This is a genomic window from Caulobacter sp. DWR3-1-2 (assembly GCF_049896225.1).
Lineage (GTDB): Bacteria > Pseudomonadota > Alphaproteobacteria > Caulobacterales > Caulobacteraceae > Caulobacter.
In genome coordinates this window covers 124,584-149,377 of record NZ_JAFCTW010000001.1, presented here as the reverse complement: position 1 = coordinate 149,377, position 24,794 = coordinate 124,584, and the positions used below count along the sequence as shown (strand labels likewise).

The 24,794-nt window shown below is 66.3% G+C and carries 19 protein-coding genes; 7 read left to right on the top strand and 12 right to left on the bottom strand.

Annotated elements, in window-relative coordinates; all coding sequences use genetic code 11:
* Positions 1 to 30: 30 nt before the first annotated feature.
* Both ACP696_RS00780 and ACP696_RS00775 read left to right on the top strand, forming a co-directional pair.
* On the top strand, positions 31 to 612 hold the full coding sequence (locus tag ACP696_RS00780) for a HupE/UreJ family protein (RefSeq protein ID WP_426011692.1): 582 nt from the start codon (positions 31 to 33) through the stop codon (positions 610 to 612).
* Positions 609 to 1,091: a hypothetical protein gene (locus ACP696_RS00775; protein ID WP_426011693.1), complete on the top strand. Its 483-nt coding sequence runs from the start codon at positions 609 to 611 to the stop codon at positions 1,089 to 1,091. The genes ACP696_RS00780 and ACP696_RS00775 overlap by 4 nt, the downstream gene beginning before the upstream one ends.
* Positions 1,092 to 1,129: 38 nt before the next feature.
* On the opposite strand, the gene ACP696_RS00770 is transcribed toward ACP696_RS00775, so the two are convergent.
* Together ACP696_RS00770 and ACP696_RS00765 are read right to left on the bottom strand one after the other, a co-directional pair.
* Positions 1,130 to 3,049 (bottom strand): DUF4394 domain-containing protein, encoded by a 1,920-nt coding sequence (locus ACP696_RS00770; RefSeq protein ID WP_426043364.1) that lies wholly within the window; start codon positions 3,047 to 3,049, stop codon positions 1,130 to 1,132.
* Positions 3,050 to 3,209: 160 nt separating this feature from the next.
* Entirely contained in the window at positions 3,210 to 4,178 is a 969-nt protein-coding gene (locus ACP696_RS00765) for a TonB-dependent receptor domain-containing protein (protein WP_426043363.1), read from the bottom strand.
* A gap of 594 nt (positions 4,179 to 4,772) precedes the next feature.
* Between ACP696_RS00765 and ACP696_RS00760 the strand changes: the two genes are divergently transcribed.
* Positions 4,773 to 4,907 carry a hypothetical protein gene (locus tag ACP696_RS00760; RefSeq protein WP_426011695.1) on the top strand — a complete coding sequence of 45 codons (135 nt, stop codon included), beginning with the start codon at positions 4,773 to 4,775 and terminating at the stop codon, positions 4,905 to 4,907.
* Positions 4,908 to 5,497: 590 nt separating this feature from the next.
* On the opposite strand, the gene ACP696_RS00755 is transcribed toward ACP696_RS00760, so the two are convergent.
* Together ACP696_RS00755 and ACP696_RS00750 are read right to left on the bottom strand one after the other, a co-directional pair.
* Positions 5,498 to 6,820, bottom strand: a complete 1,323-nt coding sequence (locus tag ACP696_RS00755) for a DUF5690 family protein (protein ID WP_426043362.1) — start codon at positions 6,818 to 6,820, stop codon at positions 5,498 to 5,500.
* A 91-nt stretch (positions 6,821 to 6,911) separates the two neighbouring features.
* Positions 6,912 to 7,628 carry a UTRA domain-containing protein gene (locus tag ACP696_RS00750; RefSeq protein WP_426011697.1) on the bottom strand — a complete coding sequence of 239 codons (717 nt, stop codon included), beginning with the start codon at positions 7,626 to 7,628 and terminating at the stop codon, positions 6,912 to 6,914.
* Positions 7,629 to 7,809: 181 nt separating this feature from the next.
* Between ACP696_RS00750 and ACP696_RS00745 the strand changes: the two genes are divergently transcribed.
* Positions 7,810 to 9,951, top strand: a complete 2,142-nt coding sequence (locus tag ACP696_RS00745) for a phosphocholine-specific phospholipase C (RefSeq protein WP_426043361.1) — start codon at positions 7,810 to 7,812, stop codon at positions 9,949 to 9,951.
* Between the two features lie 49 nt (positions 9,952 to 10,000).
* Complete coding sequence (locus tag ACP696_RS00740) at positions 10,001 to 10,579, top strand: HD domain-containing protein (protein WP_426011699.1); 579 nt, start codon at positions 10,001 to 10,003, stop codon at positions 10,577 to 10,579.
* On the opposite strand, the gene phnX is transcribed toward ACP696_RS00740, so the two are convergent.
* From phnX to ACP696_RS00705, 7 genes are all read right to left on the bottom strand, one after another.
* A complete protein-coding gene (phnX, locus tag ACP696_RS00735) occupies positions 10,576 to 11,388 on the bottom strand; it encodes a phosphonoacetaldehyde hydrolase (RefSeq protein WP_426011700.1) in 813 nt (270 codons plus the stop codon). The genes ACP696_RS00740 and phnX overlap by 4 nt on opposite strands.
* On the bottom strand, positions 11,385 to 12,518 hold the full coding sequence (locus ACP696_RS00730) for a TIGR03364 family FAD-dependent oxidoreductase (RefSeq protein WP_426011701.1): 1,134 nt from the start codon (positions 12,516 to 12,518) through the stop codon (positions 11,385 to 11,387). Before ACP696_RS00730 ends, phnX begins: the two co-directional genes overlap by 4 nt.
* Before the next feature lie 5 nt (positions 12,519 to 12,523).
* The gene (locus ACP696_RS00725; RefSeq protein WP_426011702.1) at positions 12,524 to 13,468 is read right to left on the bottom strand and encodes an aspartyl/asparaginyl beta-hydroxylase domain-containing protein; all 945 of its coding nucleotides are present in this window, start codon (positions 13,466 to 13,468) and stop codon (positions 12,524 to 12,526) included.
* 3 nt (positions 13,469 to 13,471) lie between these two features.
* Positions 13,472 to 15,379 carry a sulfotransferase gene (locus tag ACP696_RS00720; protein WP_426011703.1) on the bottom strand — a complete coding sequence of 636 codons (1,908 nt, stop codon included), beginning with the start codon at positions 15,377 to 15,379 and terminating at the stop codon, positions 13,472 to 13,474.
* Positions 15,376 to 16,005, bottom strand: coding sequence for an aspartyl/asparaginyl beta-hydroxylase domain-containing protein (locus tag ACP696_RS00715; protein ID WP_426011704.1), 630 nt, complete (start codon positions 16,003 to 16,005; stop codon positions 15,376 to 15,378). Before ACP696_RS00715 ends, ACP696_RS00720 begins: the two co-directional genes overlap by 4 nt.
* Positions 16,002 to 16,640: a sulfotransferase family 2 domain-containing protein gene (locus ACP696_RS00710; protein ID WP_426011705.1), complete on the bottom strand. Its 639-nt coding sequence runs from the start codon at positions 16,638 to 16,640 to the stop codon at positions 16,002 to 16,004. Before ACP696_RS00710 ends, ACP696_RS00715 begins: the two co-directional genes overlap by 4 nt.
* 61 nt (positions 16,641 to 16,701) lie before the next feature.
* Positions 16,702 to 19,533: a TonB-dependent receptor gene (locus ACP696_RS00705; RefSeq protein WP_426011706.1), complete on the bottom strand. Its 2,832-nt coding sequence runs from the start codon at positions 19,531 to 19,533 to the stop codon at positions 16,702 to 16,704.
* A 539-nt stretch (positions 19,534 to 20,072) separates the two neighbouring features.
* On the opposite strand from ACP696_RS00705, the gene ACP696_RS00700 reads away from it, so the two are divergent.
* Positions 20,073 to 22,187 carry a phosphocholine-specific phospholipase C gene (locus ACP696_RS00700; protein WP_426011707.1) on the top strand — a complete coding sequence of 705 codons (2,115 nt, stop codon included), beginning with the start codon at positions 20,073 to 20,075 and terminating at the stop codon, positions 22,185 to 22,187.
* Positions 22,188 to 22,470: 283 nt separating this feature from the next.
* Complete coding sequence (locus ACP696_RS00695) at positions 22,471 to 23,208, top strand: FadR/GntR family transcriptional regulator (protein WP_426011708.1); 738 nt, start codon at positions 22,471 to 22,473, stop codon at positions 23,206 to 23,208.
* 8 nt (positions 23,209 to 23,216) lie between these two features.
* Here ACP696_RS00695 and ACP696_RS00690 read toward each other — a convergent pair whose 3' ends face one another.
* The gene (locus ACP696_RS00690) at positions 23,217 to 24,794 is read right to left on the bottom strand and encodes a glycoside hydrolase family 43 protein (protein WP_426011709.1); all 1,578 of its coding nucleotides are present in this window, start codon (positions 24,792 to 24,794) and stop codon (positions 23,217 to 23,219) included.

Below are 24,794 nucleotides of genomic sequence, written 5' to 3'. Positions count from 1 at the left end.
ATGTACGGCGCGCCTCCCATAAAGGTTGCAGTGGCCACGACGATCTTCGTCGGCGCCCTGTTTTTCGCCCAGCCGGCCCTGGCCCATAGCGGCACGGGCCTGGCCGGCGGCTTCCTGTCGGGCTTCTTGCATCCGCTCAGCGGCTTCGATCACATGCTGGCCATGGTGGCCGTCGGCCTCTGGGGCGCGTTTCTGGGGCGACCGCTGATCGTCGCCCTGCCGGTGATCTTCCCGACCGTGATGGCGTTCGGCGCGATGCTGGGGATGGCCAATGTACCGATCCCGCGGGTGGAGTTCGGCATCGCGCTCTCCGTCGTGACCCTGGGCGTACTCATCGCGGGCGGGATCCGTGCGCCGGTTTGGGCCGCCGCGCTCATCGTCGCGGTATTCGCGATCTTCCATGGCTACGCGCACGGCAAGGAGCTGCCTTCGGCCGCCGACCCGATCGGCTACAGCGTGGGCTTCGTGCTGTCCACGGGCTTGCTGCACGTGGTCGGCATCGGCCTGGGCATGCTGCACAAGGTTCGCGGCGGTGTCGTGGTCACCCGGGCCGTGGGCGGGCTGATCGGCCTGGCCGGCCTGGGCTTTCTCTATGCGGCGATCATGTCGTGAGGGGCGGCGCGCTTCCTCCAGCCCTGCTCTGCGCGGCCCTCGCCTTTGCCCTCTCCTTCGCACCGGCGCGCGCGCGGTGGTCGGCCATCGTCGCTCTGATCGTCGTGGCGGCGCTGGCCAGCCTGGCCACCCAGGCGGTCGCGTGGCGAGAGGCGGTGTTTCTGGGCTGCTGGATCAGCGTGGTAATCGCCGCCGCGGCCGTGCATCTGCCCGCAGGCGTCGGACCACGGCTGGCCCTGGCGCTGGGGATCAATAGCGGTTTGTGGGCCGGGTTGGTCATCGCGGTCGCCGGCTCGCGCCTAGACCTGATCAAGGCGCTGCCGGTCGTCCTGCTGTGCGTGCCGGGCGCGTGGTTGGTTCGGAGCGGGCGGCGGATCGTGCTCAAGGTCGTCGCAAGCTGGCTGATCGCCGTGTCGGTTCTCGCCGCCAGCCTACCGCTTGTGCCCACGCCAGGCTACCAGGCCGACCACATGGAATAGCCGCCGCCCCCGTTCCGGAGGCGGCGGTCATCTCAGGCCTAGAAGGCGTATTTCACCGTCATCGCCAGGCCATGTTGCGTCGTCTCTTCGCTGAACCGACCGCTATAGTCGACGCGCACCGCGAAGCGATCCGAGGACAGCACGCTAAGCCCCGCCCCGAAGAGCGCGGCGTCGGCGTCATCGACAGCGGTCGAGCGGAACGCGAAGGGCGCCAGGCCCGGCTGCTGCACCGTGGCGTAGAGGGTCTCGCCGAAATCGTCATCGTTGAAGTCGTGGACCCAGGCGATGCGGAACTCAGGCTTCAGCGTCGCGCCGCCCGCCTCGAACACGCTTGCAAGCTTGACGCCCAGCTGGCTTTCGAAGGCCTCTCCGGCGAACTCGCCGACCGCCAAGGCGCTGCTGCTGCCCTGTTCATTGAAGTCGTCGACCTTACTGCGCGAATAGTGCAGGCCGACGAAGGGCTCAACCTGGAAACCCATCATGTCGTAGGTTGCGCCGGCCGTCAGGGCGGCCGCTGTCGTCTTCAGCTTGGTGCTCGCCGTATTCACGCCCGCATAGCCGGGTCCGATCAGCACTTGCCGGCGAAGGTCCAGGTCCGCGTCGGTGTAGCTGGCGAAACCGTCGACATAGAAGCGGCTGGCGAAACCGAACGAGCCGTAGACGCCGCCGAATGCGCCTTCGCTGTCGGCGTGACCGCCCTGGGCGTCGAGCTTGGCGGATCCGTCGGTGTAGCCGCCAAACGCGCCGATCACGAGGGCGGGGGTAAGGGCGTAGTCAACGCCCAGCACGAAATTGGCCGAGTTGAGCTTGGCCTGCGACCGCTCGAAGGCGGCGTCATACTCCGTCGTGCTGACGCGCGCGTCAAAGAACATGCCCAGCTTGCCGCCGTCGCTCGTGGTCATGCCACCGGCGCCGAGGTTACCGCCCCCCCGGACATTGCGCAGATGGTTCGAGACGGCGGTGTCCTGGGCCTGGGCCGACACGCGTCCGATTTCGGGAAGATTGACATAGCTGGCCGGAGTGAGGGCGGCCAAACCGGCCGAGGTCCCGGTGGGGCTAGGGTCAAGGGCGTTGAACAGCTCGACCAGACCCGCTGTGGGCGCGGCGGCGAAATTGTCCAGGGTGGCGCCGACGGCGCTCTGGTTGGCCGTCACGCCCAATTGAGCAAACGGCGTCGGGGCGAAGGTCAGGCCGCCATAGGTCGTCGCGCCCGACAAGGCGCCCACGGGCGTGGCGACGCCGGTGGCCAGATTGATGCTGTAGAGGCTGGTGACCCCCGAGGCGGGGTTGGTCAGGGTGGCCAGCGCCTGGCCGGTCGAGGAGATGTCGAAGCCCACTGACGAGTTGGTCGTATAGCCCAGGGCGCCGACCGCGATCAGGGTTCCGCTATTGGGCGACAACGGCGCGCCGCCAGGGCTGCCCTGGGTGGCCAAGAGGCCGTCCGGCGTGATCACATAGAGCGTGGTCGGCGTGCCGCCGGCGATGTTGTTGCTGTAGGCCGCGCCCAGCACGCCGCCGGCCACCGTCGCGTCCGTGGCGGCGATGGCGCCGGTGTCGGGATTGAGCCGCAGGTTCTGACCCAGGTTGGTCACGACCCGGATGCGATCGACCGAGGGGTTGAAGTCGAAGCCGACCGCCGTTCCGGTCAAGGTGATCGGCGCGCCGATGGCGAAAGCCTGGGCGGTGTTGCGATTGATCACATAGAGCTGGCCGCCGCTGCCCAGGCCAAACAACATGCGCGGCGAGGCAGGGCGCGCGTCGATGCCGATCAGGGTTTCGCCGGCGCGCAGGCCCGTCAGGGCGCGGGTGTTGCGAAAGGTCCCAGGCGTGGCGCTGTCGAAGGTGATCAGCGTGCTTCCGGCGCCGATGACATTGAGGTCCGCCGCGCGGGCGGCTCCCGAACAAAGCGACGTGGTGGCGAGAAGCGCCGCGGCGAGGCGGCCGAAGTTGATTTTCATGATGGGCTCCCTGTCCCCGGGCGGAGCTGGACCGCCCATCCTGAACCCCGCCCCAGGGGCCGCGGTCCTTAGGGGCTACGGGGGCGCCTCGCCTGCGGACGACGGACGCAGCCACGAATACTGATCTGTGCCATTCGCGCCACAGCGCGAAAGGCACAGATCAGAAGCGATAACGGAGGCTGGCCCGCACGCTGCGAGGCTGGAACACGTGGTAATGGACGTCCTCGACGCCCTCGGTAGGTTCGCCGGCCAGCCGTGAGGCGTGATAGTAGTCGACATCGTGATCGTTGCTGTCGAGCACATTGAGCACGTCAACATACAGTCCGAGACGCTTGAGATCGCGCCCCACTCGGACATTGACCAAGCCCGAGCCGGTGGACTTGACGCTCTCGTCCTCGATCAGCGGATAGGGGCTGAAATAGCGGACCTGGGCGCTGGCCAGCCAGCCCGTTCCCGACTTTGCCGAGACCCTGGCGCTGACGACCAGGGGAATGAATGCGGGAATCTTGTCCCCGACCGGGTCGCTATCGCGAAACCTGGCGCCCGAATATGAAACTTCAAGATTGGCGTTCACCGCCTTGGCGGGGAAATAGTAGAGATCGAGCTCGACACCGCCGCGACGGCTGGGCCGGCTGACCTCGGTATTGCCAGCGTCCCCGACAAAGAGCAGCTCGGAATCCAGCTGCAGGGTCCAGACCGCCGCGGTGGCTTGCAGGCGGTCGCCCAGATAGACCCGCGCACCGACCTCGCCGCCAACCGAGCGAACCAGCGGCGTGACGGGCTGGGCCGGATCGCCGCTGACGGGATCGACGGTGATGGTGACGCCCCGCGCGTCGTTGGAATGGAAGCCTTGGCCATAGCTGGCATAAAGCTCCAGCGGCGCGACCGGCTTGTAGACCAGGCTGGCCTTGATTGACGCCTTGCCGTCTTCAGCTTGGCCGGAATTGGCCGCAAGGGGCTCGGACCCGACGTCGAAGTTATAGTGGTCGTAGCGCAGTCCGACATAGCTGCGTAGCTTGTCGTTGAACCGGTGATCGTTGGCTACAAACAGGCCGACGCTGCCTTCCTTGACGCGGTCGTCGCGAACCAGATTGAGACGCTGGCGCGCGCGGGCGTGAAAAAGGCCCACTTGGTGGATGTCGTCGTAGCGCCCATCGACCCCGGCCCGCCAGCGATCGGCGCCAAGCTCCCACTGCTGCGAAACCTCGAACCCGTAGATGCGGCGATCGTCGACCTGTTCAAACTGACTGCCGCCGCGGCCGGCCCCACACCGGGCGGCGCCGGTTCACTGGCGGCCACCCAGGTTGGGGCCGCAGCGAGAACCGCCGTCATCAGCGCGAGGCGCATTAGCATCAGAGGTCCCACCGCGTTCGCATGAACTCCTGGACCTACGTTCACAACGGCGCTGGGACGCGTCGGCGCGGCTTTATTCGTGAACCGTCCTGTCATAGGCTTTGGTGGAGGGAGTGCCCATGGACCAGCGCAAGGCCTTGAAATCTACGGGCTTGGCTCTGCTCCTCGTGCTCGTCACGCTTCCGCAGGCCGCCGGCACGAGCGAGGGCGAGGCCAGCGTCTTGGCGCGAAAGGTCCTCGACTCCACGACAATCGAATGGTCTCAAGCCTTCTGCGCTAGGGGAAGCGTTACCGCGCGCCCAAGGTGATGTTCAACCGCCTTCCTCGCCTCCACCCCGCGCGCGGGGCCGGCTATTCGCCGGGCGAGCTCGTGACCCTGGATCTCGGCGAACTGGAGGAAACTCGCGCGATCTTCCCAAGAGATGGCAACGCCTTGGCAGCCCTGATGATTGCCCATGAAGTTGCCCACCACGTCCAGTTCCTGGAGATGCGCGAGGGTCGCTAGATCCGTCCTGCAGATCCGGCCTACGAACTCCAGGCCGATTGCGCTGCAGGCTGGTGGCTGGGTCGCGCCAATGCACGGCAAGGCACCGCCCAGGGAGCGCAACTATTCGCGACGCCCAATCTCGACCTACAGCTTCCTCGACTTTTCCAGACGCTCTACACGCTCAAGCATCGCCGGCTGTCGACACCATCGCTTGCGGCCGCGCGACGCCATGGTTCCGACGCCGACCGGATCGTCGCCTTCAAGCGGGGCTTGGCCGCGGTCAACGCGTCCACGTGTTGGCCGAGCGCCAAGACTTGAGGCGATCACTCATATAGCCGCCGCGAGGCGATGATCGCCGGCGGCTCAGACCGCGCCCGGGCGCCGCAAGATCGATCAGTTGCGACTTTGGCCCGCATCGGCGGCAGATCAAAGCGGAGGCGATCGCGCTACGCTCGGCCCACCTCTGGAACAGCCGCTCAACTATCGAGACGAGCAATCGCTCAGCGCAAGACGCAAGAAAAAGCGCCTTGATGGAATGGCTTCTGAACCCCCTCGAAGCCGTGACTTCCCTCGTCAACGAGCAGGTGACTAGCACTCAGGTCGCAACGTCAGGCGAGCGCATCCTTGGCGGTGGCTGTCGTCAGAGCATGGGCGTCACGTGTCGGACGGCGGCGCAGGAAGTAGACGCCGGCCAGGCCCGTGCAAACGGCGCCGACGACGCTGGTGGCATAGGCGCTGGCGATGAAGAAGCCGAGCCAGTCCAACCGTACCATGGCGAAGTTGCGCCAGACCAGCAGGGCGACGCTGCCGAGATAACCCGAGGCGTCGGCCACGTAGATCAAGAAGCCCGCCGTGCCGATTTGGCCGCTGAAGGCGATCATCCGGTCGAACAGCATGGCGTTGAACGGCGTGTAGGCCATATAGAGGCCCGCGCCCGTCAGGATCATCCAGACCAGGGGCGACAGCAGGTGAGCCTGGAAGGCCAGGGTCGAGACGCCCAGCAGAACAAAGCCCGCGAGGATGACGCCGTGCATCACCAGCAAGGCTCTCAGATTGTCGCGCACCAGGATCACGGCGGCCATGACGCCCAGGGTGATGACCGCGACCGGCAACTCGCTGGCCGTGAACACGTCCGAGGCCTGGCCAAAGCCCATCGCGGCCCAGATTTCGGCGGCGAAATTGTCGCGGAAGTCGCGGAACGCGGTCAGCAGCACATAGGCCAGGACCAGCAGCACCAGGCCCGGCGCATAGGTGGCGAAGAACGCCCGGCGCTGCGCCCCGTCCATCGGCTGGCGGCGGACCCGGGCGGCCTCGTCGGCGGCGTTGGGCGGCGGCAGTTGGGTCAGGGCCCACACCGACACGGCCAGTAACGGCATGAACAGCAGGCCGGTGGCGGCCGGCATCCAGAAGGGGCTGACATGCTCCACGACCAGAAGCCATTTGCCGACCGACTTCACCACACCCGAGGACAGAATGAAGCTGGCGCATAGGATCGCGCCCAGCACTTCCGAGACCCGCCGACCTTCCATATAGCCGAACACCAGGCCCCAGATCAGGCCCAGCGGCAGGCCGTTAAGGAACAGGGCCGCAACATTCCACGGGGCGGGCAGGATCGCGAACAGCACCAGGGCCAGCCAGGAAAAGGCGATCAGTCCCAGGATCGCCACGCCGCGCCGGGCTGGGGCGATCTCGGAGATCAGCTTGACGCCGATCATCTTCGATATGGCGTAGCCGGCGACCTGGGCCAGGACGAGGGCGATCTTGTAGTCGAGGACGAAAGCCCAGCCATCGACCGCGCCGAAGGTCGCCGCCGCGAACGGCTTTCGAAAAGCGTACATCGAGAAATAGGCGCAGAAGCCCGCCAAGCCGGCGAACAGGGTGAACGCCAGCGGGTTGGCTCGCTCCAGCCAGCGTCGAGGACCTGAAATCATGAAACGTCCCTTGATCGAGCATTTTGGTCTATACCAAATCCGCGACAGCCAGATGACGCAGTCGCGGGCGTGAAACCACCCTTTTCACAGCCTACCGCACGCGGATATCGACGCTGACCTTCAAGGCGTCGTGACGCCAGTATTCGCGGTCGAACTCGACCACGCGACCTTGGGCGTCGTAGCAGGTTCGGATCACGCTGAGGCCCGGCAAACCCGACTTGACCCGCAGAGCCTCGGCCTCGTCGCGGGTCAGGGCGCAGGGCTGCATGTCGACCTTGTTGCGCGCCACGCCTATGCCATAGACCGATTTCAGGACGCTGGTCAGCGAGCCGTCTAAATCGTGTTCCACCAGGCCCGGCGCCAGGGACGCATCGACGATGATGCTCTCGATCAGCACAGCCCGGCCGTCGATCGAGCGCCGCCGGCGGATCCAGTACATCGGCGCACCCACGGGGCGTGAAAAGATCTGCGCCAGCATGTCGTCGCAAGCGATCTCAACCTTGCTCAGCGTCTCCGTCTCAGGCCGCCGCCCCTGCGCCTCGACATAGGACATGAAGCCTTCCCAGCGGGTCGGGTCGTAGACGACCGGTGGCGGCGAGACATACCAGCCGCTGCGGTCCTTGCGGTAGATGACCCCCTCAGCCTCCAGTTGGAACAACGCCTCGCGGATGGTGCCGCGCGCCACACCGCCGCCGATCTGCATCTGGCGCTCGGACGGCAGGCGCTCACCCGGCTTGAACTCGCTACCGGCGATGCGCGCGGCGATGTCGTCACGCACGCCGATATACTGGAGATCGGGCTGTTGCATGGGACGACCTGGCCAGCGGTCGAATCCCGCCACGGCCGATGATGGGAGGGCGCCCCTCCGGGGTCAAGGAACTGGATCAGACCACTGACGAGCCAGCTTGGCGCAAGGTCAAGCTTTCACGAAAGTTTCGTCCCCGTCTCGATCTGTCTGGTCTATACCAAATCGAATTAGGAGAAGAGCCATGACGACCGACCGCCGCTCTTTCCTGCGTTCTGCGGTGAGCGCCGCCGCCGCAGGAGCCGCTGGCCTGCTGCCGGCCACGGTCGCCAGGGCCATGGCCATCCCCGCGCGCCACCGCACCGGCACGATCATGGACGTCGAGCACGTGGTGATCTTCATGCAGGAGAACCGGGCGTTCGATCACTATTTCGGGGCGCTGAACGGCGTGCGCGGCCTGGGCGATCCGCGCCCGCAACGGCTGCCCGGCGGCGCCTCGGTCTGGCGCCAACCTAGCCGCGAACATCCGGACGGCTTCGTCGCTCCATTCCATGGCGACGCCTCGATCACCGACGCCTACACGGTCGACGGCGCGGATCAGGGCCACCAGGCGGCGGTCACCATCGTCAACGGCGGCCGCTACGACCAGTGGGGTCACTCGGGCGAGTTGCACAAGCGGATGGTCTATTACAAGGCCTCGGACCTGCCGTTTTACCACGCTCTGGCCAGCGCCTTTACGATCTGCGACGCCTATCACTGCTCGACCCTGACCCAGACCTATCCCAACCGCCTGCACCTGTGGACGGGCTGCAACGGCGGTGGCAAGGTCGGCGGCGATCCGCAGATGAGCAACTACGGCGAGGACGAGACGCCCAGCGCCGACATGGCCACAGACAAGGTCATGGCCCGGGGACCGCACGACTGGACGACCTATGCAGAGCGCCTGCAAGCGGCCGGGGTCAGTTGGAAGGTCTATCAAGAGTACGACAATTTCGGCGACAACATCCTGTCGGTGTTCAAGCCGTTCCGCCCCTGCGCCAAAAACTCGCCGCTCTATGAACGCGGCCGCTCGTGGGTTAGCGAGGGCAAGACCGGCGCCGATCGCACGCGTTCGGACGGGGAGCAACTGGTCGAGGCGTTTCGCGCCGACGTCGCTGCAGACCGCCTTCCGCAAGTGTCGTGGATCGTCACCGCGGCCGACCTGTCCGAACACCCGCAGGCCGAGCCCTCAAAGGGCGAACATGTCTGCGCCAAGTTGATCAAGGCGCTGGTGGACCATCCGGAGGTGTTCGCCAAGACCGTGTTCATCGTCAATTATGACGAGGCCGGCGGGTTCTACGATCACATGCAGCCGCCCATGCCGCCGCTGACGCCCGAGCAGGGCTGGAGCAGCGTGTCGGTGGCCGGCGAGAGCAAAACCTATAACCCGCAGGACAAGGGCGTCAACAAGGGCGCCCATCCGCTGGGCCTGGGCGTCCGCGTGCCGGCGATCGTGGTCTCGCCGTGGAGCCGGGGCGGTTTCGTCTGCTCCGAAGTCTTCGACCACACCTCGACGCTGCAGTTCCTGGAGAAGCGCTTCGGGGTTCGCGAGGACAACATCAGCGACTGGCGCCGAACGGTGTGCGGCGACCTGACCTCGGCCTTCGACTTCGCCACGCCGAACCAGGATTGGACGGCCCTGACCCTACCGCAGACCGCTGACTACATGGCGCGCGTGGCCCGGTCCAAGACCGCCCCCACCCTGAAGATCCCCGACACGCAAACGGCCTCGACCCAGGGGGGGCCACAGCGCGGCGCGCGTCCCCTGCCCTATGCGCTGTCGGCCGACGCCCGGGTTCGCGACGGCGGCGTCTGGATCGACCTCGTCAATAAGGGACGCACGGGCGCGGTCTTCCAAGTGTTCGACAACACCGATCGGGATGGTCCCTGGCGCTTTACCCTGGCGGCCGGCGAAACCTATGCGGCTGGACATTGGAACAGCACGAGCCGCCCGCCGGGGCCCTACGACCTGACCGTCCATGGCCCTCAGGGCTTCTATCGGCGGTTCGCTGGCGACGCCTCGCGATCGCAGCCGAGCGTATCGGTCGCCGCCGACGCTCGTTCCCGCCTGGTCTTGCGCCTCGCCGGCGGCGGAGGCGGCTCGGCCAGTGTCACGGCGCTCATGAACGATGCCTATCCGCTTGCCGAAGGTGAAGCTAGTCAGAGCTTGGTTCTGCCCCCCAAAGGCGTGGTCCGCTCGGTCTGGGACCTGCGCGGCAGCGACCACTGGTACGACCTGACCCTGACCCTGGCGGACGATCCGGCGTTCATCCAGCGCCTGGCCGGCCATTTCGAGACGGGACGCGCCAGCCGAACCGATCCGGGCATCGGCCGCATGCGCCTGTGAGCCACGCGCCCAAGCCCTGAGCCAGTCCAACACCTAGTACGGATATTCGATGACCTCTCCTATCGCGGCCGATGCTTTCGTGGCCGAACTTGCCGACCTCTTCACCCAACTCGGCGGCCTCCGTTATGGCGAAGACGTCAGCCAGTTGGAACATGCGCTGCAGACAGCCCATCACGCCAAGGCCGACGACGCGCCGCTGGCCCTGGTCGCCGCCGCCCTGCTGCATGACGTCGGCCACATGATGCAAAAGGCCGGCGAGGACGCCGCCGACCGCGGCGTCGATACGCGCCATGAACACATTAGCGCCGGCTATCTGGCGCGGGCGTTCGGCCCCGAAGTGACCGAGCCGATCCGCCTGCACGTGGCGGCTAAGCGCTACCGGGTGGCCGTCGACCCCGCCTATCATGAGCGCCTCAGCACGGCCTCCTTGCAGAGCCTGGCCCTGCAAGGCGGCCCGATGAGCGAAGGCGAGCTCGAGGCGTTCCTGGCCGATCCTGCGGCGCAGACCGCCCTGCGGCTGCGCGGCTACGACGAAGCCGGCAAGGCGCCCGAGGCCGAGGTGGCCGGCTTCGAGACCTATCACGACCTTCTTCGCGATCTGATCGAGCGGGCGAACAGGGTGGGCTAGCGAGGCGCCTCGCCCCGACGGATTCGCGCCTCGATATCCGCCAGCACGGGCCCGAGGTCGGCTACGCTTTCGACCACATAGTGCGCGCCGGCGTCACCCAGCGCCTTCGCGGACTCCGCGATCCGCGCTGTGCGTTCGGGGTCCGGCAGGATCGCCAACGCGCCCTGCTCCAGGCCAACACCATTGCCCGAGGCCGACAGGCCGACCGTCCAGGCGCCGACCTCCAGCCCCTCGCCGATGCCGACGACCGCGTCATCGACCTTGACGCAGGCTCGCCCCGGCCAGGCGCCGAGTTCGACCAGGGCCTTCCACATCATCAACGGCGAGGGCCGACCCTGCGCCGTTTCGCCTGCGCAAACCACCACGTCGGGCGCGTAACCCTGCTCGGCGGCCAGCGGCAGGATGTCGGCCATCATCGGGCGCGTGTAGCCGGTAGTCGAGCCGATCTTCGCACCCCGCGCGCGCAGATCGGCCGCGATCTCGGCCGCGCCAGGGATCAGCCTGGCGCAGTCGCGAGCCGCCGCGCGCATCTTCGGCTCCACCGCGTCATGCAGACGCGTGACGTCGTCCTCGGCGGACGCCGCGCCGTGGCGTTCTGTCCAGAGCGCCGCGATGCGCGGCATGGCGAGCAGCGCCCTCACATGGTCGCGCTTGGCCCGGCCCATGTCGGTCCGCGCCTCGGCCTCGGAAATCTCGACCCCCGCCTGGCCGAATACCTCACGCAAGGCCATGACCGGCGCGCGACACCCAAAGTCGATCATCGTGCCGGCCCAGTCAAAGACGACGGCCTGGATGGGACTGCGTATCATGCCATGACTCCTTGGGGACGTGCGTACAGGTCGGCGATAACCTCCTCGCCCAGCCCGAAGGCGGTCGAAGCGCCCGTGCCGCTGGTCACGGTCACCAGGCGCACGCAAGGCAGCGGCGCTTCGACCAGACTGTGGCCGGCGGCCGAGGCATAGGTGCCGGTCCAGCGCTCCAGGACCGGCGGCGACGCCTGGCCGAACACCTGGGCGAACTCGTCCAGGATCAGGGCGTCGACATCGTCGCGGGCGAAGGGGTCGGGCGTGGCGGCATAGTGGTGGCTGTCGCCGACCACCAGCGAGCCGTCGGCGCTCTGCACCACGATCAGGTGGACGCCGTGCTGCAGGTGCGCGCCTTGCTCGGCTTCCAGTCGCGCACGCAGGGCGTCCGCCTGCGGCAGGGCGGCGTAGCCTAGATAGCGGACGAGGCCGAGGTCGGACATCACCGGCGCGGGCAGGCGCCAGCCGGGATCGGCCAGGCGCAACATCTGTAGCTTGCACCGCGTCACCTCGGCGCGGGAGAAGCGCTCGGGAAACAGGGTGACCAGGTCATCGCCCGGGCAAACAACGATGGCGTCGGCATGGACCACGCCGACCGAGGTTTCCAGACGCCCGGTCTCGACGCCGCGCACGGCGGCGCCGCGCAGGAAAGTCACGGCGTGTGCGGCCTCCAGCCAGGCCGCCAGGCGGGGGATGGCGGTGCGGGACTCGACGCGCAGATCGACCTGGCTGGTCAAGGCGCCCAGCACCTTGCCCTGCCCCGGCAGGCGGTCGCCGAGGTCGGCGGCCTCGCGCCAGCCGCAGCCCTCGGCCATCTCGGTTTCGAGGAAGGCCTCCAGCACGGCCATGGCCTCGGGACGGCGGGCGACCATGGTAAGCCCCCTTTGCAGCACGTCGATTTCGGCGGGGCCGGCGATCTCGCTCCAGACCTCGGCCGACCGACGGGCGCGTCTCCAGACCTCGCCCCGCGCCTGGCCCGTGACCGTCACGAAGCCGAAGTTGCGCACCGAGGCGCCGTTGGCCTGGGCGTCGCGATCGATGACCACAACCCGCTTGCCAAGCCGCACGGCGGCCAGGGCGTGCGCCAGCCCCACCACGCCGGCGCCGACCACCGCGAGATCGAAATGCTGTTCCAAGTTCGTCACCCTTCGTCCGCGACCAGGTGCTGCAGCACGCGCTTTTCTAGCACCAGCAGCGCGCTGGCCTTGTTGGAGCGCATGACCAGCCCGGCGGCGAGCGGCTTGGCGGCCTGATGCAAGGCGCCCGCCAGGCGCAGGAACTCCGCTCGTCCTCGGCCGCCGGCGCCATGCAGCGCGCAGAGCTGGCGCCAGTCGAGCACGAAGCTCTCCAGCAGCAGGCTCAGCCGCGCGGCGCGGGCCTTGGCCTCGACGGTGTCGGTGGCGACCGTCAGCTCCGCGCGCAGGTCGTCGATCAACAGCTGTACCTCGGCGGAGGGCATCACCGGCGAGCGATGGTCGCCCTCGGTGAGCAGGTTTGAACTGTTCGCGGGGTCCCAGGTCACCGTCCGCCATTGCGCGCGCGGCGGCGCCTGGCCGCAGGCGAATTGCCAAAAGGCCGCCGTGCCGGTGGTGTCCGCAACGAGATGGATTCGCTCGACGCTGGCCCTGTTCTCGACATGGTGCGGACGCCAGTTGTCGAAGATCCACGCTTCGCCGGCAGCCATGTGTACGTCTTGCCCGTCGCAGTGAAAGCGCACAAGCGGCGAGGTGATGATGGGGATGTGCACCCGCACCCGCGTATGCCAGTGGTAGTTGATATCGGCATGCTCGGGCACGCCCGAACCCGGCGCGAGGCGCATCAACCGCGAGCGGCTCCAGACCACGCCAAAGCCCGCGAGGACCTGGCGCAGATAGGGCATGCCCGCCAGCCAGGGCGTCGACAACATCTGTCCGTACACGGAATCGGTCTCCCCGCCGCCGGCGCTGATCAGCAGCGCCGCGCTGTTGCCGGGCAGGCGGTCGGGGTGCGGGGCCCACGCCTGGTCCGGCAAGGCCGCGACCTCGGCCTGCAGGCGCGCCACGTCAAAGAGCACCGGGAGCTGAAAGAAGGGTTGGGACAGCCGCATGCGTCAGTCCCTGTAGCGGGTCAAGGCGTCGCCCAGCGCGTCTCGCAGCGGGGAGAGCCAGGGGGCATAATGCCGCCATTGGTCCAGCCCCTCCCGGCCGATGGGCTGGCGCACCTGCTCGGAACTGGGCGTGCGCACGCTGCGCCGAGTCTTGTGGAACGCCAGGCAGGCCGGCTCGAACGGCAGCCCGCAATGGTCGAGCATACGCCGCACGCCGCCTTCAAGATCCTCGACCAGGTCCTCGTATCGCACCCTCAGCACGCGCCCGGGCAGCACGTCGTCCCAATGCCGCATGAGGTCGAGATAGGCGCGGTAGTGGCGGGCGATGTCCTCGACGCCATAGCTGAACTCTTGATTGGTGGTCCCGAACAGCTGCTTGAGGTTGCTGAAGCCGCAGGCCATCGGTTCACGCCGCACATCGATGATCGTGGCGCGTGGAAACATCAGATGGATCAGGCCGATGTGCCAGAAATTGTTCGGCATCTTGTCGATGAAGAACGGCCGGCCCAGCCCGCGATAGGTGCGGGTCTCGGCCAGGAAGCGCTCTCCGAACAAGCGGACATCCCCGGCGGTCAGGCTTAGCAACGCCTCGGGGCGTAGCGGCAGGCGGCAATCAGGATCGCGACCGCAAAGTTCGCCGACATAGCGGTCGATCTCTGTCAGTTCGTGCGTACCCTCCACACAGGAATGGGAGGCCAGGATCTGTTCAATCAGGGTCGAGCCAGAACGGGGCAGACCCAGGATGAAGATAGGCGTGGCATCGTCCACGCCCCAGCCAGCGCGCGCGGCGAAGACATCGGCTGTGAACACCTGCTTCAAGCGGAGGGCGCAGGCTTCCGCGACGTCGGGGCGATAGCGGCCGGCGGTGCGCCGCATCGCATTGCCGCGCTCGTAGTATCGCCAAGCGGCGGCGTGGTCTCCCCGGTCCTCCAGCGCCTTGCCCAGTGCGAAACACAGATAGATGCGGTCCATGTTCTGGACGGCAGGCTGGGATTCCGCATCGACCATGCGCGCGATGTCGTCGTCGATGAAGCGATAGGTCTTTAGATTGGCGAGGCTGAACCAGGCCACGCCGTTGTCCGGCCGCGCCGCCAGGGAGGCGCGATAGTCCGCGATGGCTTCCTCCCGCCGGCCCGTGATCTTCAGGGCGTTGGCTCGCCACAGGCGCAGGTCGGCGACTTCCGCTCCCGATTGAACCGGCCCGGCCAGCAGCGTCCCATAGAGATCGATCACCGGCTCGTGGTCGCCCAGGCCCACACACGCCGCGCCGTACTGCTTGAGGTAGTCGCGGTTATCCGGGTCGTGCCCGAGCAGGATTTCGGCCTCCTGCCGCGCCCGCAGGTGCTTCTGCCGCTGCAAGAGCACCATGGCGTAGTCGAGACGCGCGGCGTTGTAGTCGGGCGCGCGCTCGAGCGCCGCTTCCAGCATCGCCTCGGCCTCGTCGAGATCGCCACGTTCTTGGCGTATCCGTGCGAGCAGGCGCAGAGCGCCGACGTTGAGATGATCGTCGGACAAGTAACGGCGGATAACTTCCTCGGCCAGTTCGAGATCGCCATCGGCGAACAGGCTGTTGGCGGCGACCACTGCGGAAGGCAGCTGGCGCAGCGCGGCCAGATGCCCCGCCGCCGTAGCCGTCTGGGCGGCGTCGCCGTGCATGCGATAGAGTTGCTCCAGCATGTCCCAGCTGGCCGGCAGCGTCGGGTTGACGCGCACGGCCTCTCGCAACGCCTCGATGGCCGCCGGCGCATTCCCAAGGACGACGTGGCAGTGGCCGCGCTCCTGATACAGGCGGCTAAAGCGAGGGTGCAGCGCCTGCAGGCGTGCGAGCGCGGCCAGCGCTTGCGGGACGCATTGCCGAACGCGCAGGTCCCTGGCCTCCCGCAGCAAGGCGTCGCGGTCACTGGAACTCATCGCGCCGCACCGGCCAGCAGGAACGGCTCCAGCCAGCTCGGTTCCGGCTGGTCGGCGTCATAATACTCGAAGATCAGATGGACGCGGTCGGTCTCGCCGTCGTTGCGCACCCAATGCGGGCCAAGGTTGTTGACCTCCACCGCCTCGCCCGCCGGAAAATGGTGTTCGCCGCCGCCGAAGAACGACACCACCCCAGGGTTGGTCGATAGCGGCACGTGGATCTTGTGCGGCCACTTCGCCGCCGGATTGGCGTCGATGTGCGGGTGGATCACCCCGCCCGGGGGCATGCTGGCCAGCATCACTCGCGGGAACACCCCGCGCGCATAGCCGTAGTCGCGGACGGCCCGCGCCAGCACGGGCTCCAGCAGGCCGCGCCACTCTGGCCAGGCTGCTCGATCGTGGGACCCGCGCCAGTCGCGGGGGCTGTCGATGAAGCGCAAGACGATATGGCGCGTCACGTCCAGCACCTGGAACCTGTTAGGCTTGCCAGCGTCCTCAGCGTCCCAGACCGCCTCGGGGATCTCCAGCACGGCCGCCCGCAGCGCGGTGATGTCGACCGGGCCAAGCTTGCGGACGCCCGTCGTCTTGCGCGGGTTGGCGGCGGGCGCGAGCGGAATGGCGTTCATCGCAGGCCTTCGAACGAGTAGCCGAACAGATCCAGGTCCTGAGCATAGCGCGCGGCGACGCCGTCGATCAGGGTCTGGTCATAATAGGGCCGATAGTCGCCGCGCTGGCTGCCGTTGACGCGGTCGAGGGGCCGGTTGGCGATGCCGAGGCGCGCGCAGATCGCGTCATACGCCCCCTGCATGTTCTCGACGCGACCGACCATGTCGGTCAGCAAGGTCTCGCCGTCCTCGCCCACCAGCAGCGAAGCCTGTGGCTGGAACAGGACATGGCCCTCCGGAGCTTCTTCGAAAAGAAAGTGGCGCATCATGTCGCGCGGTCGACGCTGGAAGTCATCGCCGCCCCGCAGCATGAAGGCGCAGTACGAGACGAAACGATCGAACGGGTTGCGCACGAAGGCGAACTTGAAATAGCCGCTGAAGACCTCCTCGCCGAGATACGGGCGCACCTGCCGCAGCGACAGGTGACCATGCCGGATCGCCGCCAGGTCCTCCCAAGGGAACCGCTTGTCGACGAACAGCCCCACCTGCTCGACGTCCTCGTCGCCCAGTTGCTCGCGCAAGGCTTGCCGCACGGAGTGGGTGCCGGTCTTGGGTACGGCGGCGAAGATGAAACGGTGGCGGTGAGAAATGATCATGTTTCTGGACACACGGAAAAACGCCCCCTCCCTGGAGAGGGGGCGCTGGGTCTAGGTCGTCTTAGAACTTGTAGCTGAGCCCCATCATGTAGGTCCGACCGCTCTGGTTCTGGTTATAGAGATAGCGGTTCTGCCCCCAGAACTGGGTGTCCTTCTCATTGGTCAGATTGACGGCGTCCAACGACACCTGGAGCTTGTCGTTGATGTTGAAGAAGGCCGAGGCGTCCACATAGGTAGACCCCTCGAAGCCTCGCGTGTCGGCGCTCATGACATCGCTGTTATAGCCGGTGTACCAGCGGGTGCGGTGGCTCAATGAACCGCGGGCGCCCCAACGATCGGTTTCATAATAGAGGGTAATATTGTAGTTGGACTTGGAAATACCGGTGAGATCCGTGTTGGAATTCACATAGGTATAGTTCGCCACACCGCCTAGTTTATCGAAGGGCTCAGGCAGGAACGAGAACTGACCTTGCGCCACGAATTCGACGCCGGTCAGCTTCACTTTGTCCGAACTGTTGGTTGGAACGTCGAAATCGGTGACGATGGTGCTGCCCGTTGCACCCGGGATCGTGCTGTAGGGTACCCCCGTCTCGCTAAAGGGGACGTTGTGCAGGGTATTGGACGTGATGAAGTTCGTGATGTCCTTGCGGAACACACCCGCTGAAAGCAGGCCTGACTTGCCGAAATAGTATTCCACCGACAGGTCCAGCGTGGTGTCTTTGAAGGGCTTGAGGTCGGGATTGCCGCGCGACGCGGTGATCTCGCCGTTATCCTCATCCTGGAACGCGCTGCCCTTGGCCGCCATCGAGCCCAGGCTCGGACGGTTCAGATTCTGGGTGGCCGAGAAGCGCACCAGCACTTCGGGCGTCAGGTCCAGCACCGTGTTCAGGGCCGGCAGAACGCCTTCATAGCTGCCTTTCACGTCCGTCGTGCCGAGATAGGCGTAGCTGTCGCCCTGGATCCAGCCGGTGCTGTGGGTGTCGGTGCTGTAGCCGCGCAGGCCGATATTGCCGCGGAAGCGCTTGCCGAACAGTTCGCTGTCCCAGTCGGCCTGCACGTATTCGGAGATGGTTTCCTCGCTGGTTTCGTAGACATTCTCGATGTCCTGCAACGCGCCGCCTGTCCCATCGGTATTGGGTCCGAAGCGGTGGTATTCCTTGTACTTGGCGAAGGCCTTGGCGTAGTCGCCCACCAGCCACGACCCGGCGTTGTTGGTGAACACCGAGCTGATATCGGCCACGGACGTGCCGCGCGTCTTGGACCGCGTTCCGTTGACGTTGTCGTCATAGAAGAGGTCCCGGCCGCCCTGGGTGAACTTGTGGTAGGCGATCCCCGCGCGCACCGTCAGCGCGTCGGTCAGTTCATAGCGTGCGTTCAGCACGCCCTCGCGCAATTCCGAGTGGTTATTGAAACCGCGATAATAGAACGAATCCATCGCGTAATTGGCTGGGTTGGTCGGATCCCAGCCCGGATAGCTGAACGACGCCGATTGGCCGTCGGCGCCATAGTTGGCGATCAGGTTGCCCTTGGCCCGCATGTAGAGTTTGTCGTCATAGGGGGTCTTGTAGGTGGACTTCTCGTAGCCGACATGGCCGTCGATCGACAGGCGATCGGACGCATCCCACTTGCCGGTCAAGGCCAGCTGGTTGAAGCGGTTCTCGTTCAGCGACCGGCGGTGCTCGCTGCCGAAGGTCGTGCCGGTGACGTCGGTCTTGGTGACGTAGCCATTGCTGTCGACATCAAAGTCGTTGAGCACCGACCCCTTCTGGAAGGCGGCGGGCCAGACCGTGCCGCCGGCCGGGGTGTCCAGGGTGGTTGAGCTGAACCCTTTGATCGGCCGGGTGGCCAGGTGGTACTCGTCGCGGTGGGTGGTGAACTCGCCGTGCAGCGCATCTAGGGTGAACAGCAGATTGTCCATCGGGCGCCATTGCACGGCGGCGGTCAGGCCGAGACGTTCCTGCTTGGCGTCCCAGGAGGAGATGCGGTTGCCGTTGGCGAAATAGAGGTCGCCGGCCATGAACCGGGCCTGTTTGGCGGCGCTCAGATGCGAGATGTCCAGGCCGCCCTTCACCAGGTCCACCGCGTCGCCCTCCGCGACGCCCTTGACGATTTCCGTCTTGCCCAGGTGAGCGGGAGTATAGGTGTTGTGGCCCTGTTCCGAGGTTTCGCGCTTGGAATAGGCGACCGAGACCGCCACGCCGAACTTGTTGTCCCAGTTACGGCTGAACAGCGCGGCGACGCGGGGTTGCGTATCCTTGGTATATTCGTTGGTGCCCAGCTTCAGCGACACCGCGCCCTTGGTCCCCGACGCGTAGTCGAAGGGCTTGCCGGTGAACAGGCCCACCGTGCCGGCCATGCCGCCCTCGTTCTGGGCCGCCTCGAAGGTCTTCTCGACCTCCACCTTCGAGAACAGTTCCGAGGCGAAGATGTTGAAGTCGAAGGCCCGGTCGCGCGAGCGCTGGCCACGGCTGTCCTGGGCGGAGTCGACATTGCCCAGCACTTCCATGCCGTTAAGCTGCACGCGGCTGAAATCGGGGCCGAGACCGCGCAGTGAAATGCGCCGGCCCTCGCCCGCCTCACGGGTGATCTGCACGCCCGGCAGGCGCTGCAACGACTCGGCCAGGTTCAGGTCGGGGAACTTCGCCATGTCCTCGGCGACGATCGCGTCCTTCTGGATGACCGAGTCCCGCTTGAAGGCCCGCGCATCGCTCAGCGACTTGCGAAAGCCCGTGACGACCACCTCATCGACCAGATCACTGGCGGCCAACGCGCCGGAGGCCTGCTGCGCGAGCGCGAGCGACGAACTGGCGCTGACGACCAGCGCCGAAACGGTGGCCAGCCAAAAGTTCTTGCGGTTCGGGCACATGGCCCGAACAGGATATTGCTTCGACATGAGTGTTCCCCGCCCCAACTGGTATGGACCAGGAAACTTAAGCAGCTTGCGGCGACATCTGCGTGACAGTTCCCTGTCCGGAGCGCAGGAAATTTGCGCGGCCCGTATAAACATCAGCAGTGACAAGAGTAATGGCCGAGCAATTAAAGACCGGCGACAGCATGGCGCGCCGTGCCGCAGGTTAAAACTTGGCGGCGAGGCGCGTCTGGGCGTCCGAAAAGACTGGGATCCCCGAGTGGCTTATACCGCATACCAGCGATAGTGCCCATTTGGACTATACCAATACGAACTCACGCAACGTCGACAGCGGGCGAGCCAGGTGATCTCGACGTCCGAGTCTGAGCGGAGCATCCGGGCGATTTCTTGCCGCCATATGCCGGAGCGAAACTTGGCGGCGGGATAGAATTCAGCCATCGCCTGACCGCGGGTCACCATGCGGCCCCTAAAGCGCAGAATCGCCTTCGACCGTCTCGTTCTGTCGCCTCAACGACATCAGGCGTGGCTAGACACTGAGAACCACACACCTTCCGGAATTTTCCATGCCCCCAGTTGATCGTCGCGCCTTCCTGCTCTCGGCGACCGCCGCCTTGGCCTTGCCGCCCGCTGTCGCCAAAGCTCTGGCCATCGACGCGGACGTGCGCGCTGGCTCCCTGAAAGACGTGGAGCACGTGGTGATCCTGATGCAGGAGAACCGCGCGTTCGATCACTATTTCGGCGTGATGAATGGTGTCCGAGGCTTTGGAGATCGCTTCCCGATTCCCTTGCCCGACAGTTCGGGTTTGCACCACAAGACGGTCTGGACCCAGGTCAACGACACGGCGCAGGGCGGACCGCCGCTAGTCTCGCCCTTCCCGTTGGACACCCTCGCAACCTTCGCCCACATGCGGGTTGAGGGTACGCCCCACAGTTGGTGCGACGCCCAGGCGGCCTGGAACGAAGGTCGCATGAACCGCTGGCCGGCCGCCAAGACCGAGCGCGCCATGGGCTATTACCGCCGCGAGGACATTCCGTTCCAGTACGCGATGGCCGACGCCTTCACGCTCTGCGACGCCTATCACTGTTCGACCCAGACCGGCACCAACACCAACCGTCTGTTCCTGTGGACAGCCACCAACGATCCGTCCGGTCAGCTCGGCGGCCCCTCGATCTCCAACAGCCACGACAGCTTCGTCGCCGACGGCGGGGCGGCCGATCCCTATCGCTGGACGACCTATGCCGAGCGGCTGCTGGCGGCCGGCGTGACCTGGCGCATCTACCAGGACATGGCTGACAATTTCACCGACAACCCGACGGCCGGATTCAAGGCCTATCGTGACAGCCATGACGCCCTTCCCGGGTCAGACCCAAGGCTGAAGGCCCTGGCGTTGTCGACCCGCAAGCTGGACGGCCTGCGGGAAGACGTCCTGGCCGGAACCTTGCCGCAGGTGTCGTATATCGTGGCGCCGGCGGCAGATTCCGAGCATCCCAGTCCCTCCAGCCCGGCCCAGGGCGCTGACTACACCGCCCGGGTGATCGACGCCCTGACCGCCGATCCCAAGGTCTGGGCGCGGACCGTGCTGCTGGTGATGTTCGACGAGAACGACGGCTTCTTCGACCACGTCCCGCCGCCCGCCCCGCCCTCGAAGGCGGCGGACGGAACGGTTCTGGGCGACTCGACGGTCGACACCGCCGGTGAATATCATCTGGTGCGCAACCCAACCGAGGCCAAGGCCGAGCGCGACGCGTTGATGGGACGTCCCTACGGGCTTGGCCCCCGGGTTCCGCTGTATGTGCTGTCGCCGTGGAGCCGGGGCGGCTGGGTAAATTCTCAGGTCTTCGACCACACCTCGGTGATCCGCTTCCTGGAAACGCGGTTCGGAGTGACAGAACCCAACATCTCGCCTTGGCGACGGGCGGTTTGCGGCGACCTGACCACCGCCTTCGACTTCAAGACTCCGAATAACGCCCCCTTCGTCAAGGCCTTGCCGACCACAAGGGCTTTGGCCGACCGCGCCGCGGCGCTCAAGGACACCACCGTTCCGCCGACACCGGTCGCGCCGGCGGTCCCGACCCAGGCCACAGGCCCTCGCCCCTCGCGCGCCCTGCCCTATGCCCCGCGGATAGACGAGGGCGCGCGGGACGGTCGCATGGGACTGATCCTGGCCAATGACGGCTCACAGGCAACGGTGCTCCATGTCTATGACCGCCTGCGGCTGGACCAGCCACCGCGCCGCTACACAGTCGAGCCGGGCAAACGCGTCAGCGACGTCTGGCCCACCGGGGCCTACGATCTCTGGGTGTTGGGTCCCAACGGCTTTCACCGCCATTTCATCGGCGCGACGCCGGAGACCGACCCCATCCTGCGAGTCGAAGCCAGGAGAACCGCTGGCCTGGTCGGCCTGATCCTGCGCAACCCCAGCGAGACCAGCCTGACCCTGACCGCCACGCCCAACGCCTACAAGACTGCCTTCCGCCCCTGGAAGACGACGCTGGCCCCGGGTCGCGAAATCCGCAAGGACCTACGGGTCAAGGCCAGCGGCGGCTGGTACGACCTGTCGATCGAAGCCGACGGCTACCTGCGCCGCGTGGCGGAACGGCTGGAGATGGGCGTCGACTCCATCAGCGATCCGGCCATGGGCGGCATGGCGATCATGGATCAGCCGTTTCGCGGCTGAACAGCCTGACTTGCTCGAACCGGACCGCGGGCTCGCGGCCCGGCGCGCGACACATGGTTCGAATTGGTCACGAGGGGAGCCAGCCCTGGCCCTGGAGCGAAATCCGGCCTCACGGCGGGATTTTTCGTATCGCGCTTGGCGCTCGCTCCCGCTAATCAATCAAGCTCAACTTCCGGCCGAACCGGCCACAGCACGGCTGCGAATGGGTCGATCCGATAAACTTGCCAAGGCTCGCGCGCTTGAGCTTATGGGGGCGCGCAAGTATCTGAAGAGCATCACGCCCATGACGTCGGACGAGCCGAACGACACACCGATCGCGCGGTCGGCTCGAGGCTCTGGGCGTCGCCTTCGCGGCGCTGTAGCCCACTATCGCGGCACGGCGATTGTCTCCGGCCAAATCGCGCCGGGCGACAAGTTGACCGGAGAGATCGCCAACGCCGAAGCGCTCGACGTGTCGCGCAGCGCCTATCGTGAAGCGGTGCAGGTGTTGACAGCCAAAGGCCTCTTGGAAAGCCGCCCAAAGGCCGGCACGCGGGTGCTGCCGCGCAGCCGCTGGAATATCCTCGACCCGGCGGTGCTGGCTTGGGCGTTTTCCGCCGAACCCGACGTGGCGTTCGTCCGCGATCTCTTCGAACTGCGGGCCGTGGTCGAGCCAGCCGCCGCGCGGTTCGCCGCTGAGCGTCGCGACAATAACGATATCAAGGCGTTGAGGGACGCCCTGGCCAAGATGCGTCGCCACACCTTGGCCACCGAAGCTGGCAGGGCCGCCGACCGAGCCTTCCACGACGCTTTGCTGGGCGCCACCCACAACAACGCAATGATGGCGCTGAGCGCCAGCATCGGGGCCTCCGTTAGTTGGACCACCGAATTCAAGCAACGCACCCGGGGCCTCCCCCGCGATCCGATCCCAGACCACGCTAGGGTCTGTGACGCGATCGTCGCCGGAAATCCTGACGCTGCGGGCGCGGCCATGCTCGCGCTTGTCGAGCTTGCGTTGGAGGACACACGCTCGGCGATGTAGCGGCGGCGTCATCGGTTCGAGGATTCAGGCCGAGCGAGCGTGAAGCTGTCGATATCCATCCGCCCCTCGCCGCCGCTTGGATTGAAGCAGAAGAGGCTAAACTGTTCACCCTGAAAGGTGCCAGTGCGCCAGGCGAAGGCCAACGGGAAATCGCCGGGCATCTCCGTCCAGGCGCGACCGTCGAGGCTGTAGGCCAAGGCTGCCTTGTCCGTGGTGAAGTCCATGTCGACCGAGAGCCACAGATCACGCAGCGGGATCGGCCGCGCCTCGCTCAGCGGCGTGGTCTTGGCCCCAGCCTCCGTGCTTTCGACCACCCGCGCGCTCAAGGCGCCTTGGCCATTTCCCGCGCCCGTCACCACCAGTTGGTTCGAGAACTTCCCAAAGGCGCCGAAGCCGCAAACATCACCCGGCGCCAGGGCGCGAACATCGAGTTTGACGACGCCTCGGCTTCGAGGCCCCTGCCCTTTCTGGACCAGGGTGTTTCTCGCCGCCCAGAAATCCGGGCTGGTTGTGGTCTTCAGACGGAGAAAGCCGGGCCGCTCGCCGAGCGACCAGCGGCTGTCCTGTGGATTATGGTTCCACTGCCATTGGCGCCCCAGTGAGCGCCCCGTGAAGTCATCCGAGCTGGGCGGCTCGACGAACGGCCTCCCCGGAATAGGCTTGGGGGCGCGGTCGGGAACCCGTCCGGGCGCGGCGGGCGTGCCCCAGACCGGCCAGTCGTCTTGCCAGAACACCGGGCTGATATTGGTGACGCGGCCAATTGCGCCGGCGTCGCGCATGACAAAGCCGTACCAACCGCCGTCGGGAAGATCGACTAGCGCGCCCTGATGGCCTCCGGTGGTGTCGTCGATCTGGTCACGGGTCTCCCACGGACCTGCCAGGCTCCTGGCCCGCGACACCGTCAAGGCTAGACGCCGGGGGATGGCGTTGAACAGATAGTACCATGCGCCGCGCCGGATCAGCTTGGAGCCTTCGGCCCCCTGGATGTAATGAACGGTTTGCTCGGCGGTCACGGCGGTAAGGCCGGCGTTCAGGCTCAGAAGCCGCACCGTGCCATCCGAGCCGACCGAGGTCACGATGAAGGCCTTGCCATCGGTATCGAAGAACAGGCCTGGGTCGAAGGCTTCGCGGTCAAGTTCATGCACGCGCCAAGGCCCGCGAATGTCAGTGGCCGAATAGACGCGTGTGTTGTGTCCTACCGGCGTGACAGCGATGTAGAAGCGGCCGTTATGGTGGCGCAGGCTAGGCGCGAACACCCCATGCCGGTAGTCGCCGCCGCCGCTGAGGTCGTATTTCGGATTCCCCTCGAGGCGCGGCATGACGTGGCCGATGATGTCCCAATTCACGAGATCCTTGGAATGGAGGATCGTCAAGCCCGGGGCGTTCACGAAGGTGGTGGAGGCGAAATAGAAATCCTCACCCACCCGGATGATGTCGGGATCGGGATAGTCGGCATTGAGCGGGGGGTTCTGATAGGTTCCTGAATCGCCGTCGGCGCGCCAAACCTGGGCTTGCACGTTTCCGGCGCAGGCAAGCAACAGCAAGCCGGCGATCGCCGAGATCAACGTGCTGATGGTTCTGGCCAC